We start from the raw sequence: 18,162 nt of genomic DNA, 5'->3' as shown, positions 1-18,162 counted from the left end.
TTTTAAGGATTATTTCAAGAGAAAAGTTAGCGAAGGAAAACATAAAATGTCCGTTATTAATGCCGTAAGGAACAAACTACTTGCTTTGGCTTTAGCCGTGATCAAAAGAAATAGCCCTTATGAAAAAAACTATACTCTTTCCTTGATTATGCCATAGAAATCCCTAACGCGGGATTACCGCTATCAGACCTCGCAGGTTTTTAAAACCTGCGAGGTCTTTTTACTAATTATCCGTCAGTGTCTCACCGACCGAAACCCAACATGCAGGTTTAAACCTTACAGGTTTCTTTGCTATCGCGCTATTAAAACCTGTAAGGTTTATTTTGTATCTATAGTATATTTTCCGGCTGTAAGTTCTATTTTGTTACTGCTAATTTTACCATTAACCAAAATTTCCATATCGCGAACAACTGGAAGCTCCATGCTGGCAGTCGAATTAGGAGGTATGACAATGTTATACGTTACACCTTTTTGTGTTCTTTTCCAATTACTGATAATCTTCCCGTAAGGCCCAACGTGACTCGCTTCGAAACCATCCAAACCTGCTACAACATGAGGTTCTAAAATAATGTGTTTAAAACCAGGCTGCTTTTCATCAGGTCTGATACCACCCGGCGATTTATACAGCCAGGCGCCAATTTCGCCAAACATGATATGGTTCATCGAAATATCCGATTTGGCATCAATTGGCCAGTTTTCGTACAAGGTAGTGGCTCCGTTTTCCATCCACCAGCCCCAGCTAGGGTAAGTTTTTTGTGCCGCAACTTTATAGGCCATATCCGCATAACCGTTTTCGCTCAAAGCATTTAAAATGGCTTTGGTACCCAGCAAACCTACATCCAGATGGAAACCATCGGCTTCAACCCGTTTGGCCAGGTTTTGGGCTACCAGTTGCCTCGATTCTTCAGGAACAATTTTCCAATACAAAGGCACGCTCATTTCGGTTTGTATACCTGTGCCATAAATCCCTTTTTGCTTATCCAGGTATTTGGCGTTAAATGCAGTTTTGATTTTCTGTGCCAATGTATTGTATTTTTCATAATCGGCATTTTTACCTAAAATTTTGGCTGCTTTGGCTAAAATCACCACGTCTGCATAATAATAACAGGTAGAGGTAAGCTCTACAGGCGATTTTGATTTTACCGGAATCCAGTCGCCTAAACCCCAGGTTGTTAAGCCAGTAGGGTAGTTTTCATCAATGTGGTTAACGTATTTTCTGATGTTTTCGTAGCAATCTGCCAGTAATTTTTTATCACCATAAAACAGGTAAACATTCCAGGGGATAATGGCAATGGTGCTGGTCCAGTCGGGGCCGTTGCCCCATTCGTAACCCCAGCCATCGGTTGGGATAATAGAAGGTAAAACGCCGTTGGGTTGTTGTTCGTCACGGTGATCGGCCAGCCATTTTTCGTAAATGGTAATGCCATCAAAGCCATAGAGACCGGTTTCTATGGCAATTTGCGCATCGCCTGTCCAGCCGTTTTTTTCACGCTGCGGGCAATCGGTTGGGTAACCGAAGAGGTTCGATAAATAGGAATTATTGGTTGCGTAATAAATTTTATTGATGATGGGATCTGTCGATTTAACATCGCCAACCGTCGGAACATCGCTATGCATAAAATAGCCTACGAGGTCTTCTTTTTTTAATTCGATAAGAGTAGAAGTGGTAACCTCAACATACTGAAAACCTTTATAATTGAAGTGAGGCATAAACGATTGTGCACCTTTGCCACTTAAAATCAGGATATCGGTTTGAAAGGGATCGGTATTATCGGTTGGACGGTAGTGGGCATCGATATTCGAAACATCCAACCGGCCGTTGGGGTATAAGCGTTCGCCATGTTTTAAACGCACTACCGTACCCGCAGGACCATTTAACTTAATCTTGCTCACCCCGGCAATGTTCCGGCCCAGATCGAAGAGGTAGGTGGTATCGTTAATTTTCTTTATCGTTTTGGTGGTAATTTCTTCCACATTGCGGATGGGGTGCAACGCCTGTGCCACAATATTTCGCGATGGTGCCGAACGGTAAATTACCGCTTTCCAATCTTTATCATCAAAACTTACCGTATTCCAGCCTGGTTTTTCCATGCGGGCATCGTAATGCTCGGCAGTATAAATGCTGTTAAAAACAATGGGGCTTAGCGCCGTTTTCCAGTCTTTGCCCGATTTAATGGTTTCGGTGGTGCCATCTTCGTAGGTAATCCTTAAATCGAAGCAGAAAGTAGGCCTGTTGCGCCAGGGGGCACGATCGAAATACCAAACCGCTGTAGATTGGTGGTTGTACCAGCCATTGCCCAGCAGCACACCAATGGCATTATTGCCCTGATTTATTTCCTGCGTTACATCGTAAGTTACATATAATGTTCTCCTGTCGAAACGGGTATACATTGGGTTCATACGGTGGTTGCCAATCTTTTTACCGTTAATGGAAAGTTCGTATAAACCGGCAGCAGCCATATAGGCCCGGGCCGATTTTATTTTTTTACCGGTTGAAAAGGTATGACGGAAATAGGGGGCAGGCTTTAATTTAACATTTTCATTATCAGAAATCCAGGCGCCCTGCCAGTTGGCCATATTCATCATGCCCATTTCGAAAGCCGAAATTTTGCTTGCCGTTTTTTTATTTCCGTTGGTAATATCTAGCCGCCAAAAATATTTAGTAAAAGGTTTTAGTGACTGACCCGAATAAGTGGTTAAGTTCAGGTCTGACTGCTGCCAGCCCGTATTCCACAGGGTAGCTTTTCCGTTAAGCAATGCGGCTGAATCGGTGTTGACCAAAATGCGGTAGGTAAGCTGTCTGGCGCCGGGCGTAGCATCGTTCATTTGCCAGGTAAACCGGGGATTGGGGTTATCTAATCCAATTGGATTGATTAAATATTCAGTTTTTAACGCCGTTAGTGTGGTTTGGGCAGATACACTGGCTACTGGCGCGAGCATTAAAAATAAAGCAGAAAATTGCAGCAACTTAGATTTCATTTGTTTGGTATTTGAAACTAAGGTATCAAAATAATGCGTGGATGGGCAAAGCGCAATGGATTTTTTACGCATAAAAAAAGCGAAGACCAGGCTTCGCTTTTTTGAAATAAGCTGCTAAATGCTATTGGTATAGCGTCAGGAGCTTATCCTAATATCTCTTTCAGCTTTTGTGTCTGATGATCGACCAGTTTTTGCAAGGGACCCGAAGCCAGCATTTTCATCATCATATTTAAATCAGCAGAGATGATGTGTTTTGCTGTGGTGGTACCATTACCATTATCGTTTAACGTCCATTTTAATTCTACTTCGAAAGGTGCTTTCTCAGTAGGGATGGCGGTCAATTCTTGATTTTCAATACGATTAGAGATTTTAATGGCCAGTTTTGCCATGTTTTGAATGGTAAAACGTGCTTCATCCTCTGTTGATTCCCAGTTATAGATATTCTCTGGCATCAGTTGTTGATGATTGTTCATGTTAGATAGAAAGGCATAAACCTCCGCTACGGGTTTATTTACTTCTACAGCGCTTTCAATAATCGTCATTATATATGGTTTTGTTTTTGTGTGTTAAGACTCTGAACTTAAAGCCTGGCCCCATTCTGATGGGTTTAAGCGCCATTTGCTCAATAATTCCATGTCACTTTTCGCAATAATGCTGTGCTCGGCAGCATACTCGATTAATGCACCATAGTTTGATAAAGTTAAGTAACGGCATTTTGCAGCTGAAAAGTTTTCATCCGCTTTTTCGAAACCGTAAGTAAAGATTGCGGCTAAACCGGCTACAGATAAACCTGCGGCCCTTAAAGCCTCAACAGCCTGTAAGCTGCTTTTTCCGGTTGAGATCAAATCTTCGATTACCACCACGCGTTGTCCTTCTACCACTTCACCTTCAATTAAGCTTCCGGTACCGTGTTCTTTGGCTTTCGATCTAACATAGATAAAAGGAAGGCCTAATTCCTGAGCTACCAAAACGCCTTGCGGAATTCCGGCTGTTGCCACTCCGGCAATTACATCTACCGAGCCAAACTCTTCCTGAATGGCTTGTGCAAGTTTCTGACGGATGTAGGTTCTAACCTGAGGATGGGAAAGGGTAATCCGGTTATCGCAATAAATTGGCGACTTCCAACCAGATGCCCAGGTAAAAGGATTATTAGGTTGTAATTTAATTGCCTTTATTTGTAATAAAAATTCAGCTACCTTTAATTCAATATCACTTTTATTATACATGGCCCAAAATTACAGAATTTATATTAACGATAACACCTTGTTTATATCAGATGTTTTACCAGAACAAAAAGAAAAGATTCAACAGCTTGAATTTCAGGATTTTGATTTGCAAACATTTTATAAAAAATTAAAAAATGGGTCTAAAAAAAGCTACATTTTCTTAACAAAGAATCCCCAGGAGACTTTTAGAAAGCTAAAAAAAGATTGTACCATAATTAAAGCGGCTGGCGGATTGGTAGAAAGTGCCAATAACAACTACCTTTTTATTTTCAGAAACAAGAAATGGGATTTGCCTAAAGGTAAGCTGGAAGATGGCGAAAATATGAAAGAAACCGCAGTTAGGGAGGTAGAAGAAGAATGTGGCATTAAAGTTTTAAGGCGGGAAGAAAAGTTGTGCAAAACCTACCATGTTTACCCAATGGGCACCAAAATGGTGATTAAAAAAACAAACTGGTACAAGATGATCGTTAAAGGTGAGCCCAATTTAATTCCACAGAAGGAAGAAGGAATTGAGCAAGCAGTATGGCTGGATAAAAATCATGTTGGTCCGGTAATTAAAAACACATTTCCATCTATTATGGATGTAATGCGCGCCGGTGGGATTTTGTAAGATATAAAGGTTTCTGTGGTGTCAGATATTACGATCTGACACAGTGATAATCATCAAAATAAATAACCGGAACCTGTCAGGTGGTAACACCTGACAGCACTTTGGATTCGCTTATTCAAAATCCAGTTCATCTACCACTTTTTTAACCCGTTTTAAATATTTACCATAATAATACCAGGCCCAAAGCTCGGTAATTATGCCTATAATCAGAATACTGATAAAACAATTCAGCAGGATATACACCGGCGATAGTTTGGCTAATATTTTAGAAAGATCTGCGTTTTGTTCTACCAGGATATAGATTGCACCAAAGGCTACGGCGATAAAAGCAACTATATAGGTTAATGCCTTGTAAAGCTCTATATTCAGTTTCATTTCGTAATAAAACCACAAAATGCTTTTCCTGCTGTCCATACTCATATCATAAGAGTTTTTGTAGAACTTGTAAAATTTAAAAAAGTAATAAGCAGAAAAGCCACAAATGATGGCATAGCAGGCTAAGTATGCCATTTGGGTAGTGGCAGAAAATGATATCATTACCGGTAAAAAGAACATGATAACCAGAAAGAAAATCTGGTAAAAAAACTCATGTTTCATTTTTTTTCTGATGATATCGATCGGGGTATGGGCTTCCTTTACCTTTAACATGCTGGCCGAAATGGTTTCTGCTCCCACATCTGGATTATTCCAGTCATTTTTAATATCGTCAAAATTCATAACCGTTTTTCTTGATAATGATTTGTAATTTTTCTTTGGTTCTGTTGAGTCGTACCCTTGCATTAAGTTCACTAATGCCCAGGTTTTCGGCAATCTCTTTATGCGATTGATTTTCGAGAAAAAGAAAAATCAGTGCCTTTTCAACTGCATTTAATTCCTGTACAGCTTTGTAGAGATAGGCTAGTTTTTCTTCTTTCTGATCGCTTTCGGTGTTATCCATCACATCAATATGCGCGTCTAATGGAGTTTTGTCTACTTTTCGCTGATCTTTTTTAAAATAAACCAACGCGGTGTTTAACGAAACTCTATACATCCAGGTCGAGAATTTGCTGTTGCCTTTAAAGCCTGGGTAAGCTTTCCAGAGCTGCAACACAATTTCCTGAAACAGATCCCGCTGTTCTTCAGTACCATCCGTATACATTTTCGAAACTTTATGTATAATCGCTTTATGCTGGTTAATCAGGTCGAGAAATATGTTTTCTGTTTCTTTCATTGAATGTATAACACATTAGTAACAGATTCTTTTAAACGTTACAGATTAAGTTATAAATAATATTTAACCACAGATAAAAAAGATAAACACGGATAATTATTGGCGTCAGATATTACTATCTGATACCTTAGCTGGAATTTTTTGCAGAAATACGATTGATAATGGATGAGAAATCTGTCGGATGGTAACATCCAACAGCACTGTCATAGGTGACTAATAAATAACCCTAGTCTGTCAGGTGGTAACACCTGACAACACGCGTAATTACAGAAATTTAAGCGCCTCTTGCGGCACAAACGGACTCACATCGCCGTGGTTTCTTAAAATATCGCGTACAATGGTGGAGCTAATGGCCGAATATTCGGGTTTGCTTAATAGTAAAATGGTTTCTACTTCGGGCATCATGGTTTGGTTAATCTGCGCAATGGCCCTTTCGTATTCAAAATCAGCAGCCGAACGGATGCCTCGTACCATGTAGGTAGCGTTAATTTTGCGACAAAAATCAACGGTTAAACCTTCGTAGGTTTGCACTTCGATGTTCTGATAACCCTCAAAAACGGTATTTAAGATCTGTAAACGCTGCTCGGCAGTAAGGAAGTTCTGTTTCGAACTATTTAAACCAATACCGATTACAATCTTATCGAACAGGGGAGTAGCACGTTGCAGAATGTTTACATGTGCAATAGTTATCGGATCAAAAGAACCTGGAAATAGCGCAATCTTCATACGTCAAATATAAAAGGTATGGTTGTAAAATGGAAGAGGTAAAATGGACGGACGCAAATCTTGACCAGCCCTGGTTTGAGTGCTGTCAGCTGTTACCAGCTGACAGTTTTTTTATGTCTTTGGTAAATTAAATTCGTATTTAGCTAAACTCAAAAAAGCTAAACGATGAATTACCATATTTCCTCGTTTCCTGATAACCGGGCTGGTTATTTAGCCGCATGTTGCTCTGGTGTTCTACTACCAGCAAACCTCCGGGTTTAAGTAACTGTTGTTCCTGCACCAAAACAGGTAGTTGCGGAATGTTGGGTAAATGGTAAGGTGGATCAGCAAAAATGAGGTCGTAAGCACCGGTTAGCTGTTTCAATAATTTAAAAACATCGCCTTTACGCACTTCTACCTGGTCAAATTCATATTTCTTTGCCGTATTTTTAACCCAGTTTACGCAACCGTAATCCATATCAACAGCCAGAATGCTTTCGGCATCGCGCGAGGCAAACTCGAAAGTTAAATTGCCTGTGCCACAAAATAAATCTAAAACAGTGCAGTTTTCGAAATCATAGCGGTTACCCAGGATGTTAAATAAGGCTTCTTTAGCCATATCAGTTGTAGGACGTACCGGTAAGTTTGCAGGAGGCTGCAAGCGGATACCCTTTAATTTGCCACCAATTATTCGCATAAATCTAAAGCAAGCAAACCGCTGAAATAGTGCTTGGGCATATCTGCTAACAATTCGCTGTTTTGTTTTCCCGCAGGAAGAAAGAAATAAAGTTGATTGAAATATTTTAACAGGCAGTTGTAATGCTCGTCATCTTCGTTAATAATACCCTGAATGTAAACCGGAATGCTGTCGTTTAACCCAAGCTGCTCAATAATCAGCAACAGGAAATAATTAAATTCTTCGGCATTTTCTGATTGGTAATGGTTTTGGAAAACAACCTTCTTATTCTTAGTATACAGTACGTTAAAAGAGATTGCTGTAAAATCAATCAATAGCGATTCATCTGCCAGGTGGTTAAACAGTGCAACCAAAGGTTCAGATTGTGGAAACAGGTTCGCATTTTCAGGTAAATGCGTTTTTACTTCATCGTTTAAACAGAAAACGGTATTAAAACCTAAAGCCGGGTTACGCTTTGTATAAATTTTTGCATCTGTTCCCAGGTAGTTGGAGTAAACAGCAAGGTTTTCGGCATCAAACCATTCATCCGGAATGAAGATAAAATTGGCAGTATGTACAGCAGCTTTAATTTCGGCATAACTGAGCGAGAGGTACTGATCGGTTTCAAAAGCTGTTTTTAAATCCTCTTGCACATCATCACAGCCTTGTTTGTCGAAAATTAATTTAATCTCATCCGTATCCTTATTTACCACTGCATAAGAAAAGCTATCATTCGTTATTTTTAATAATAAATGGCAGTTTACAGATGCATCAGCTTTAAAATTCGGGTCGACTAATAAAAGGCTGTTGTTACTCATTGAAACAAAAATAGGTTTTTTTAAGGATTAACAGCAAGGTATGGGCTAAATTTTGATTTGGAGTAGAAAGATGTGAGATTGGAGATATGAGATATGAGACTTGAAATTGCATGAAAAGCTGACTTTGTTTCTTCACGTCCTGGTGGTTAATATGATAATTGAACAGATTATATTTTTTTAATACAGAATGTGCTGAGGTTTCTATAGTTTAATAAACTATTCTGTAAGGCACAGTTAACCGATTTAAACAGTTAACCGCTTAAACTTATTTTTACCTAAATCAAACCTTTCAGTTATTCAAAAATCAAAATATTCGGCTTAAATTCGGAACATGAGTTACAAGCCTACCTACAAAGCAGCAAACACGATTGCGGCCACTATTGAGCAACATTTTATTAAACTGCATAAAAATGCCATTGCTCAAGGTGAGGTAGATTTGGCTACCCAGCCCGGCAGTAATGTTATTGAAGCGATTATAGATGTGGCGTTCTGGAGCAGTTTGCGCAAGGAGGAAGGGCATTCGCCACGGATCTCTATTGCCTTTTTACCACCCGATCAGGCTTCTAAACCACTGCGTTTTGCTAAAAAACTGGCTTTAAATGCCAATACTTTAACTAAGATAGCACCAGGAATTGAACGTTCGGGGATTCATTTGGGGGTATGGGAAGAAGATGGCGAATTATATATCTGGGGAACTACGCTAAATATCCCGAACTTCTGCTTTGTAGTTGACGTTTCGGAACCGGGTTTGATTGTAATTAAACACCGCAGGATTTATGGCATAGGCAAATTTACCAATGTAGCGGTGCTTAAAGGAGAGCAAATCAGGATTGTGGATGATACAAGCTGTACGAACCGCGATTGTCCACCTATTTTAAAAGCTTTACTCGATTTAACCGTTCTGGCCAGCTGGAACGATCCGATTAATATTCTTATTCAGTTTGCAGTTTCTATGCGTGCCCATGGGCGCGGTGGGGCCTTGTTAATTGTGCCCAAAGGCGATACCAAGTGGGAAGAATCAATAATTCATCCCATTCAGTACCTAGTTGAGCCTCCTTTCTGTGGCTTATCCAATCTGGCCAAGCAAAGTGGTAACCAAAGCGAGATTTTCTCACAAGGTGCGGTTCGCCGTGAAGTTGATCATTTAGCTGGTTTAACTGCTGTTGATGGGGCTACAATTATTAACGAAGAATTTGGTTTAATCGCCTTTGGCGCTAAAATTGGTCGCGCAAAAGGTAAACCCACAGTTGAGCAGATTGCTTTTTCTGAACCGATTTTAGGTGGTGAAGATAAAATCCTATATCCTGGTCAGCTGGGAGGTACCAGACACTTCTCTGTAGCCCAGTTTGTAAACGACCAACCCGATGCCATTGGTCTGGTTGCTTCGCAGGATGGGCATTTTACCATTTTTAGCCACAGCAAAAAACAAAATATGGTAATGGCACACCGTATAGAGACACTGCTATTGTAGGGGGCGGAGAGCAGAGGGCGTGGAGCAAAGAGTAGGGAGCAAAGCGCATAGGGCACAGCGATAGTATTATTCTATTGAAAATGTAAGCTACTGCACTTCGGAAAAAGCAGTCCGTCTTTCCGTTAAATCTTTTTTGTGAATGTAAATGCTAATTTTGCCGTTAATTGAACAAAAAAGGATATCACTGCAATACGGTTTATTCAACAGAACCTGTGCTATATACTCAGGTTTCCTTGCAACACCCAAAACAATTAACCATTTCCAGCAATTTAAACAGTTAACCACTGATAAAAAATGATTACCGATAAAAGTCAACTGATTGCCCAGGCTTACGCACATCCACCCACCAAAGAGCAGATGCTTTTTTGCGAGCGGATGTCTGCCTTTTTGCAGGATGATGACGAAGAACGTTGTTTTGTATTAAAAGGTTATGCCGGTACGGGTAAAACCACATCGGTGGCGGCTTTGGTGAAGGTTTTGGCTAAATTTGGCCTCAAGAGCGAGCTACTGGCTCCAACCGGTAGGGCGGCGAAGGTAATGAGTCAATACACTAATCGCAAAGCTTTAACTATACACAAAAGAATTTACCGCAAACGCTCAGCTACTTCGCCCGAAATGCAGTTTCAGCTGGCACCCAATCTGGTTGATAATACCGTTTTTATTATTGATGAGGCCTCGATGATTGCCGACGAGTTTAACGAAACCGGTTCGTCGATACTACGCGATTTGCTGGAGTTTGTGTATAATGATAAGAATTGCTTTTTGGTTTTTGTTGGCGATACTGCACAGCTTCCTCCCGTGGGAAGTTTAGATAGCCCCGCCTTAAACGAGCAATACCTGAAAGATCATTTTTATCTCTCGGTTACTTCAATAGAGTTAAAAGAAGTAGTGAGGCAGGAAAAAAAGTCGGGTATTTTAGCTAATGCTACCATGCTGCGTAACCAGATTGCTAAAAATCCTGAAAAACCTTTACCTAAATTTCTGACTAAAAATTATCAGGATATTTACAATATGCCCGGTGCCCGTTTGGTAGAGGGGCTGGAATATGCTTACCGCAAATTCGGCATCGAAAATACACTGGTGGTTTGTCGCTCCAATAAAACGGCCAACGTGTATAACCAGCAAATCAGAGCGCGTTTGCTTTACCGCGAAGAGGAGCTAACCGGTGGCGACCAGATTATGGTGGTCCGGAATAATTATTTCTGGTTGCCCGATAACGATGAAACGGCTTTTATTGCCAACGGCGATATGGCCCGGGTAATTCGCGTACGGGGAGAAGAAGAGCGTTATGGCTTCCGCTTTGCCGATGCTACACTCGAATTTATGGATTTTCCGGCTGCGGGTCAGATTAGCTGTAAGGTAATGCTCGATACGTTGAATTTAGAATCGGCCAATTTACCTTATGAGCAAAATAAAAAACTTTTCGATGGGCTTAACGAAGATTACGAGCACATTGCCAATAAGCGCCAAAGAATGCTGGCCATTAAGGCTGATCCTTTTTACAACGCCTTACAGATTAAGTTTGCCTATGCAGTAACCTGTCATAAAGCGCAGGGCGGACAGTGGGAAGCTGTATTTGCCGATCAGGGGTATTTAACCGAAGATATGATCGATCTCGATTTTCTGCGCTGGTTATACACCGCTGTAACCCGTGCAAAAAAAGAACTATATTTAGTCAATTTTGCGCCACAGCTTTTTGCAAAGACGGCACAGGAAGATTACTATTAATATAATTACTTAAATTGAAAATAACCACTAAGACGCAAAGTCACAAAGGTTTGCTATTTTAATATGTTTATCATCGCTAATTATTGAATGCTGATAATAAGATGAGTTTTGAAGCCCTGATTTTTTGTGTCTTCGTGACTTTGTGGTCCAAATTATAATAACTAAATATGAAATTTGCTTTTAGCCTCAAAAACAAAGTTAAAATTGCCTTTTTGCTGTTTTGCATCATGTGCTGTACGCTGCTGATTCGTTTTCTGGAAGATAAAAGCGTGAAGAAAATTAACGAATCTTTTATTTCGATGTATAACGACAGGCTGGTACCGGCAACTGATTTGTATTTTATTGCCGAAAACCTGTATCATAAAAATGAAGTACTCCAGGATGCTTTTATTACGGATAGTACTGTGCCTGTTGCGCATACCATTTCTAAAATAGATCAGCATAATCAGAAAATTGATTCGGCAATGCATAAATACGGGCTAACCTTACTGGTAAAACAGGAGAAAAGCTTCTTAAACGATTTAAAAAATGCACTTGCTGTGCAGAAAGCCCTCGAAAATAAAGCACTGAGCCTGGGTATTGCAGAAGGCAAAAAAGTTTACGAATCGGTTGGCCGCAGTGCTGCCCATCAAACTTTCGATAAGCTTTCGGCTTTGATTAAAATCCAGTCGAAGGTAGGCGATGAACTGATTAAGGATTCGAAAATCTTTGTTTCAGGTACTAAGGTTTACTCTACCGTGCAGGTTATCCTGGCCATTGCAATCGGGATTATGATTGTGGCCATTATTTCTGCTTCAAATGCAGTGAAGATCAATAATGAGAAGTTTAATCTGAATTAATTTTTAGCCACAGATTACACTGATTAAAGTAAATAAAAGACAATTATTTAACTTTAAATCTGTGTTAATCTTTTTTATCTGTGGTTGAATATTGTTACGCCTGCCCAGCCGTTCAGCCACGGATACACGGAAGGCACAGAAAACTAATCCGTGAAATCTGAGTCTCCGTGGCTGAATTATTTAAGGTTGAGCCACGGATACACGGAAGGCACAGAAAACTATCTTGGATTCTTTTTTACCACTAAGACACGAAGTCACTAAGTTTTTTTGCCACGGAAACACAGATTAATTTAAATCTGTGTTAATCCTTTTTATCTGTGGTTGAATATTGTCATGCCTGCCCAGCCGTTCAGGCGTGGATGCACGGAAAACACAGAAAAATAATCCGTGTTAAATCTGTGCATCTGTGGCTGATAATACGGGATTACTCCGCATCATCATCGCTTAACAATCTGATCGAGTCATCAGAAAGCATAATTAAACGCTCTTTATATAAAGAACCAATGGTTTTCTTAAATGCACTTTTGCTGATCTGGAAACGGTGATAGATCTCTTCAGGCGAGCTTTTATCGCCCAGCTCGATTACACCGCCACTCTTTTTAAGTGCAGCTAAAATCACTTCTTTCGAATCTAAAATATGGCCGTAACCACTTGGCTGCAACGTAAGATCGATTTTACCTTCTACACGGATTTTTTTAATCCATCCTTTACGTGTATCGCCAATCTGGATGTTATCAAAAACCTCGTTGTGATACAATAAGCCAATGTAAGTATTGTTAATAATGGCATTAAAACCCAGGTCGGTTTCTTCGGTAATCAATAAACTTACCTCGTCGCCCTCTTCGAAATCGAAGTTTTCTTCTTCTACAAAATCGTAAAGTTTAGATGAAGCCAGTAAACGGTCGTTACTTTCATCCAGGTAGACGTAAACTACATATTTATAGCCTTTCTGCATCGGCCTTTTTTGCTCACGGTCTGGTACATAAACGTCTTTATCAATACCTAAATCCATAAATACGCCGTCTTCATCTGATACAACCTTTAAAAAAGCAAAATCGCCAACCTCGGCGTAGGCTTTTTGTGTAGTACCCGTTAAGCGACCATCTTTTTGTACAAATACGAAAACAGAGACATTATCGCCAATTTCGAGCCCTTTAGGTACATGTACGTAGGGTAGGATCACCATTTTATCACCATCGGTTAAATTTAAACCAGCTTCGCTTTTGCTTAATACTCTTAATTCGTTGTATTTTCCTATTTCAATCATTTTTTGTGGGTTTAACCATTTTCTTCAATGGCTTTTGCTCTGCAAAGGTAACAATCTTTAGAGGCTCTGCCCGATTTAAATTTTTAATAACGATTAGCCAGCCAAATTTGTACAACTATGCCGGTTTATCCTGCACAAGCCTGTGGTTTTTAGCCCTGACAGAAGCGGGCACGCAGTAAAGCGGATGGCAGGACTGTACTTTAAAAAAAGCGAATATCCCTGCGCTTCAATTTTAAAAAAACATCAGATTCCCAAATTGCGGGTATTCATTAAATTTTTTATATATTTTAGCAGCTTATCTAAATATGATCCATATATGAATAAGCAGATTCCAACATTTTTTCTTAGCGACGAGTATTTTATTGACGAAAAAGTAAACTTTTTAAAGTTTGCAAACGAGTACAAGGTTTACAACGACCAGGGTGCACAAATCGGTATCATTAAACAGCGCATCAGTGGCTGGCAAAAGGCCCTGACCTTATTGATTGATAAGCGTATGATGCCTTTTAAACTGGAAATAACGGATGTAAACGACCAGTTACAGGCAACCATCAGCAGGGGCTGGACTTTCTGGATGTCGAAGATTACCGTTACCGATCCGATGGGTGTTGAAGTAGGGATTATTAAACAAAAATTTAAGTTTTTTAAACCTACGTTTACCATTTCGAACCCGGTTTCGGGCGATGAGATTGCCAAAATAACCGGCGACTGGAAAGCCTGGAATTTCAATATCACCAATAATGCAGGTGCCGAACTGGGTAAAATTAACAAGAAATGGGCCGGAGCGATGAAAGAAATATTCACCACCGCCGATAAGTATAATGTTTCTATTGATCCCAATTACGCAGAGAGCGATCAGAAAGTGGCTATTGTTGCTACTGCCATCACCATTGATATGGTTTTGAAGGAAAGCAAATAGGGTTAATGGTTTAAATTGATAAACTGTTTAATTGTTGGGAATGCCAATAATTAAAGTGAGCGAATTATTGAGTGAGGGTTTGCATATACATTCGCTCATTCAATAATTCAATTCTTCAATCGTTTATTCATAATTTTCTTACAAACGAAATCAAATAATTGGGTTAAATTTGAGGTCAACAATTTAAGGTACCTCGTTGAATGGAAAAACCCAAAGCAGCCAAGAAACCCAGTATTTTCAGCTTATTAGGAAATTACCGCGGCCTGATTTTAATGCTGATCCTGTTTGCCTTGCTAAGTAATGGTATAAACCTGCTCTTACCCAAAATCATTGCACACGGAATCGACTCTTATACCAACAAAACATTTCACCTTCAATCTATCCTGCTTCAATTTGCCGGTGCCATTGTACTCGTTTTTATTTTTACCTATTTGCAGAGTATCATACAAACCTATGCATCAGAGCGGGTAGCACGCGATTTGAGGACCAAGCTTTCGGATCAGATTTCGAGGCAAAGCCATGCTTATATTCTTCAGGCAAACCCCTCAAAACTGTTAACCAATCTTACCGCCGATGTCGATTCGATTAAGATGTTTGTGTCGCAGGCCATTGTTTCTATCTGTTCTTCTATCTTTTTAATTGTAGGTGCAAGTATCCTGCTTTTAAGTATCAACTGGAAACTGGCGCTTTGTGTTATTGCCATTGTACCCATTATTGGCGGGGCTTTTTTCTTTGTGTTGAGTAAAGTAAGGGTATTGTTTAAAAAGAGCAGGGAAGTAATCGATTGGTTAAATAAAGTAATCAGTGAGAGCATTTTAGGTTCGGCTTTAATTCGTGTAATTAACTCGCAACAGCTCGAATACGATAAGTTTTTAGATGCGAATGCCAAAGCGAGGGATTTAGGACTGTCTATTCTGCGGCTTTTTGCCGGTCTTATTCCCATCATCATATTTGTTTCCAATTTATCGGGTTTATGTATTTTGGTTTTGGGCGGTCATTTTGTAATCACCGATTCAATGAGCCTGGGTGAGTTTGCCGCTTTTAGCAGCTACCTGTCGCTTATTATTTTTCCTATTTTGGTGATAGGCTTCATGAGCAATGTAATTGCTCAGGCTACAGCCTCTTACCAGCGTATTGAAAGTGTATTAAATGCAGCAGAAGTTAATCATCCCGGTACCTTAACCACCACATTGCAGGGCGCGGTAGCAGGTAAAAATATTAGCTTAAACTTTGGACAAAAACCTATTTTAAAAGACGTTTCCTTTGTTGCCAGGGCAGGTTCTAAAACGGCCATTATTGGCCCAACAGCAGCAGGTAAAACGCAATTGCTGTATATTTTAACCGGATTAATTGAGCCCGAAAGCGGCGAAGTACTGTTTGATGGCCACGAAATTAAAAATTATAACCAGGAAGAGTTCCATAAACAGGTAGGTTTTGTATTTCAGGATAGCATTATGTTTAACATGAGTATCCGCGAAAATATTGCCTTTAGCGATACCGTTACCGATGAATTTTTAGCTAAAGCCATAGCCACAGCCGAGCTTAAAGATTTTATAGAAGCCTTGCCCGATCAGTTAAACACCATTATTTCTGAACGGGGCAGCAGTCTGTCGGGCGGACAAAAGCAGCGTATTATGCTGGCTAGGGCACTCGCACTAAACCCTAAGGTATTGCTGCTCGATGATTTTACTGCGCGGGTAGATACCAATACTGAAAAAAGGATTTTAGCTAATATTCAGCAAAACTATCCTGGTTTAACCCTGATTTCCGTTACCCAAAAAATAGCTTCTGTTGAACATTATGACCAGGTAATTTTGCTGATGCAGGGAGAAATTATTGCAGAAGGAACCCATCAGGAATTGCTGAAAAGCAGTCCTGAGTACGTTCAGATTTACAATTCACAACAGAGCACCAGTAATTATGAACTACAATCTTAATCAGCTTAGCGAAAAGCGCGAGAAGCAATCTACTTTTAAATCGCTCAATAGCCTGCTTAAACTGATTTCTGCAGAGCGTAAAAACCTTTGGCTGGCGCTTGTTATCATATTAATTAACTCGGGATTGCTATTATTGGGACCACTGCTGGTTGGCCATACGGTCGATACTTACATCCGTACCAAGCAGTTTCATGGGGTATTGGTTTTTGGTGGTATTTTGCTGGGCATGTACATGGTTGCGATGGTTACAGGCTATACGCAAACCAAATTAATGGGCGGGATAGGTCAGCGCATGTTGTATACCTTGCGTAATGCCATTTTTAACAAATTGCAGGAGTTTCCGGTTTCATTTTTTAATCAGAACAAGGCTGGTGATCTCATCTCGCGGGTAAATAACGATACGGATAAAGTAAACCAGTTTTTTTCGCAGTCGCTGATGCAGTTTATCAGTAGCATTGCAACTATGATTGGTGCAGGTATTTTCCTGCTTTCCATCAATTTCGAATTAGGAGCAGCAACATTAACACCTGCATTAGGGATTGTACTTTTCACCATCACCCTATCACCCTGGGTTAAACGGAAAAACGCTGTAAACTTAAAAAGTGTAGGCGGTATGAGTGCCGAAATTCAGGAAAGTCTGAATAATTTTAAGGTGATTATTGCTTTTAACAGGCGCGATTATTTCAGGAAACGTTTTGATGAAGCCAACAAACAAAACTATAAAACTGCTATTGCTGCAGGTTTGGCCAATAATATTTTTGTACCGGTGTACGGGCTGCTATCAAGCACTGCACAACTGATTACGCTGTTATTTGGTATTTATTTAATTTCTACAGGCAGTTTTACATTGGGTTTATTGGTGAGTTACATTGCTTACACCACCAATTTTTATAATCCATTGAGGCAACTGGCAGCCCTTTGGACAAGTTTTCAGGTGGCAATGGCCAGCTGGGATCGGATTTCGCAAATCTTAACATTGGAGAGCGATTTAAGGCAGATCGAAGATAAAGGAACTGCATCGTCTGATGCTTTGCTCGAGTTTAAAAACGTACATTTTTCTTATGATGAATCGAAAGAGATTTTGCACAACATTAACCTCAAATTCGAGAAAGGTAAAACTTATGCGTTAATTGGACCAACCGGCGGCGGTAAAACCACTACAGCCTCTTTAATTTCGCGTTTGTATGATGCCACCAAAGGTACTGTGCTGCTAAATGGTAAAGATATCCGTTCATTCTCGGCGGCTGAGCGTACACAAAAAATAGGCTTTATCTTACAGGAGCCTTTTCTATTTACCGGAACGGTGAAAGATAATATCCTGTACGGCAATAGTCAGTATCAGCATGTTAGCGATGAGGAACTGGAGAAAATAATTAAAGAAGCCAATTTAAATGCCCTGCTGGCCATTTTTGACGAAGGATTGAATACACCAATCAACTCTTTAGCAGATAGCATTAGTTTAGGACAGAAGCAATTAATAGCCTTTATGCGCGCTGTGCTGCGCAACCCCGAACTGTTGATCTTAGATGAAGCCACAGCCAATATCGATACCATAACCGAGCAGCTTTTGGGCAGCATTTTAAATAAACTGTCGAAAGAAACCACCCTGGTTATTATTGCACACCGTTTAAATACCATCGAAAATGCCGATGAGATTTATTTCGTGAATGAAGGTGAAGTACAAAAGGCCGGAACATTAAACGATGCTTTGGATATGTTATTGAAGGGAAAAAGGGTAAGTTAATCTTGGTTAGTAGAGATTTGCAATCTCGATTTC

Annotated in this window: 16 protein-coding genes; 7 read left to right on the top strand and 9 right to left on the bottom strand. The window is 40.0% G+C overall.

Going from position 1 to position 18,162, the window contains the following annotated elements; translation table 11 throughout:
• Positions 1-318 precede the first annotated feature (318 nt).
• The 3 genes from OC25_RS17420 to pyrE form a co-directional block, all read right to left on the bottom strand.
• Positions 319-2,979 carry an alpha-L-rhamnosidase gene (locus tag OC25_RS17420; protein WP_039478685.1) on the bottom strand — a complete coding sequence of 887 codons (2,661 nt, stop codon included), beginning with the start codon at positions 2,977-2,979 and terminating at the stop codon, positions 319-321.
• A 143-nt stretch (positions 2,980-3,122) separates the two neighbouring features.
• Positions 3,123-3,521, bottom strand: coding sequence for an SRPBCC family protein (locus tag OC25_RS17415; RefSeq protein ID WP_039478626.1), 399 nt, complete (start codon positions 3,519-3,521; stop codon positions 3,123-3,125).
• 24 nt (positions 3,522-3,545) lie between these two features.
• Complete coding sequence (gene pyrE, locus OC25_RS17410) at positions 3,546-4,205, bottom strand: orotate phosphoribosyltransferase (RefSeq protein WP_039478623.1); 660 nt, start codon at positions 4,203-4,205, stop codon at positions 3,546-3,548.
• Here pyrE and OC25_RS17405 point away from each other — a divergent pair.
• Positions 4,204-4,815, top strand: a complete 612-nt coding sequence (locus tag OC25_RS17405; protein WP_039478621.1) for an NUDIX hydrolase — start codon at positions 4,204-4,206, stop codon at positions 4,813-4,815. The genes pyrE and OC25_RS17405 overlap by 2 nt on opposite strands.
• A gap of 111 nt (positions 4,816-4,926) precedes the next feature.
• On the opposite strand, the gene OC25_RS17400 is transcribed toward OC25_RS17405, so the two are convergent.
• The 5 genes from OC25_RS17400 to OC25_RS17380 form a co-directional block, all read right to left on the bottom strand.
• Positions 4,927-5,532, bottom strand: coding sequence for a hypothetical protein (locus tag OC25_RS17400; protein WP_039478619.1), 606 nt, complete (start codon positions 5,530-5,532; stop codon positions 4,927-4,929).
• A complete protein-coding gene (locus tag OC25_RS17395) occupies positions 5,522-6,025 on the bottom strand; it encodes an RNA polymerase sigma factor (RefSeq protein ID WP_039478616.1) in 504 nt (167 codons plus the stop codon). The genes OC25_RS17400 and OC25_RS17395 overlap by 11 nt, the downstream gene beginning before the upstream one ends.
• Positions 6,026-6,289: 264 nt before the next feature.
• Entirely contained in the window at positions 6,290-6,751 is a 462-nt protein-coding gene (coaD, locus tag OC25_RS17390) for a pantetheine-phosphate adenylyltransferase (RefSeq protein ID WP_039478613.1), read from the bottom strand.
• A 139-nt stretch (positions 6,752-6,890) separates the two neighbouring features.
• Positions 6,891-7,427, bottom strand: coding sequence for a 16S rRNA (guanine(966)-N(2))-methyltransferase RsmD (gene rsmD / locus OC25_RS17385; protein WP_039478612.1), 537 nt, complete (start codon positions 7,425-7,427; stop codon positions 6,891-6,893).
• Positions 7,418-8,224, bottom strand: coding sequence for a DUF3822 family protein (locus OC25_RS17380; protein WP_039478610.1), 807 nt, complete (start codon positions 8,222-8,224; stop codon positions 7,418-7,420). Before OC25_RS17380 ends, rsmD begins: the two co-directional genes overlap by 10 nt.
• Positions 8,225-8,555: 331 nt before the next feature.
• On the opposite strand from OC25_RS17380, the gene OC25_RS17375 reads away from it, so the two are divergent.
• From OC25_RS17375 to OC25_RS17365, 3 genes are all read left to right on the top strand, one after another.
• Complete coding sequence (locus OC25_RS17375; RefSeq protein WP_039478608.1) at positions 8,556-9,695, top strand: putative sensor domain DACNV-containing protein; 1,140 nt, start codon at positions 8,556-8,558, stop codon at positions 9,693-9,695.
• 294 nt (positions 9,696-9,989) lie between these two features.
• Positions 9,990-11,423 (top strand): ATP-dependent DNA helicase, encoded by a 1,434-nt coding sequence (locus tag OC25_RS17370; protein ID WP_039478606.1) that lies wholly within the window; start codon positions 9,990-9,992, stop codon positions 11,421-11,423.
• A 167-nt stretch (positions 11,424-11,590) separates the two neighbouring features.
• Complete coding sequence (locus OC25_RS17365) at positions 11,591-12,262, top strand: MCP four helix bundle domain-containing protein (protein ID WP_039478604.1); 672 nt, start codon at positions 11,591-11,593, stop codon at positions 12,260-12,262.
• A gap of 424 nt (positions 12,263-12,686) precedes the next feature.
• Here OC25_RS17365 and OC25_RS17360 read toward each other — a convergent pair whose 3' ends face one another.
• Positions 12,687-13,529 carry a CvfB family protein gene (locus OC25_RS17360; protein WP_039478602.1) on the bottom strand — a complete coding sequence of 281 codons (843 nt, stop codon included), beginning with the start codon at positions 13,527-13,529 and terminating at the stop codon, positions 12,687-12,689.
• Positions 13,530-13,845: 316 nt separating this feature from the next.
• Here OC25_RS17360 and OC25_RS17355 point away from each other — a divergent pair, with 316 nt between their 5' ends.
• From OC25_RS17355 to OC25_RS17345, 3 genes are all read left to right on the top strand, one after another.
• Positions 13,846-14,448, top strand: coding sequence for an LURP-one-related/scramblase family protein (locus tag OC25_RS17355; RefSeq protein ID WP_039478683.1), 603 nt, complete (start codon positions 13,846-13,848; stop codon positions 14,446-14,448).
• A 200-nt stretch (positions 14,449-14,648) separates the two neighbouring features.
• On the top strand, positions 14,649-16,385 hold the full coding sequence (locus tag OC25_RS17350; RefSeq protein ID WP_039478600.1) for an ABC transporter ATP-binding protein: 1,737 nt from the start codon (positions 14,649-14,651) through the stop codon (positions 16,383-16,385).
• Entirely contained in the window at positions 16,369-18,129 is a 1,761-nt protein-coding gene (locus OC25_RS17345; protein WP_039478598.1) for an ABC transporter ATP-binding protein, read from the top strand. Before OC25_RS17350 ends, OC25_RS17345 begins: the two co-directional genes overlap by 17 nt.
• Positions 18,130-18,162 lie beyond the last annotated feature (33 nt).

Origin of the sequence: Pedobacter kyungheensis, assembly GCF_000812965.1 — a bacterium.
Classification (GTDB): Bacteria; Bacteroidota; Bacteroidia; order Sphingobacteriales; family Sphingobacteriaceae; genus Pedobacter; species Pedobacter kyungheensis.
Note: the sequence above shows the minus strand (reverse complement) of the source record. Positions and strands in the feature narration are given on the sequence as shown.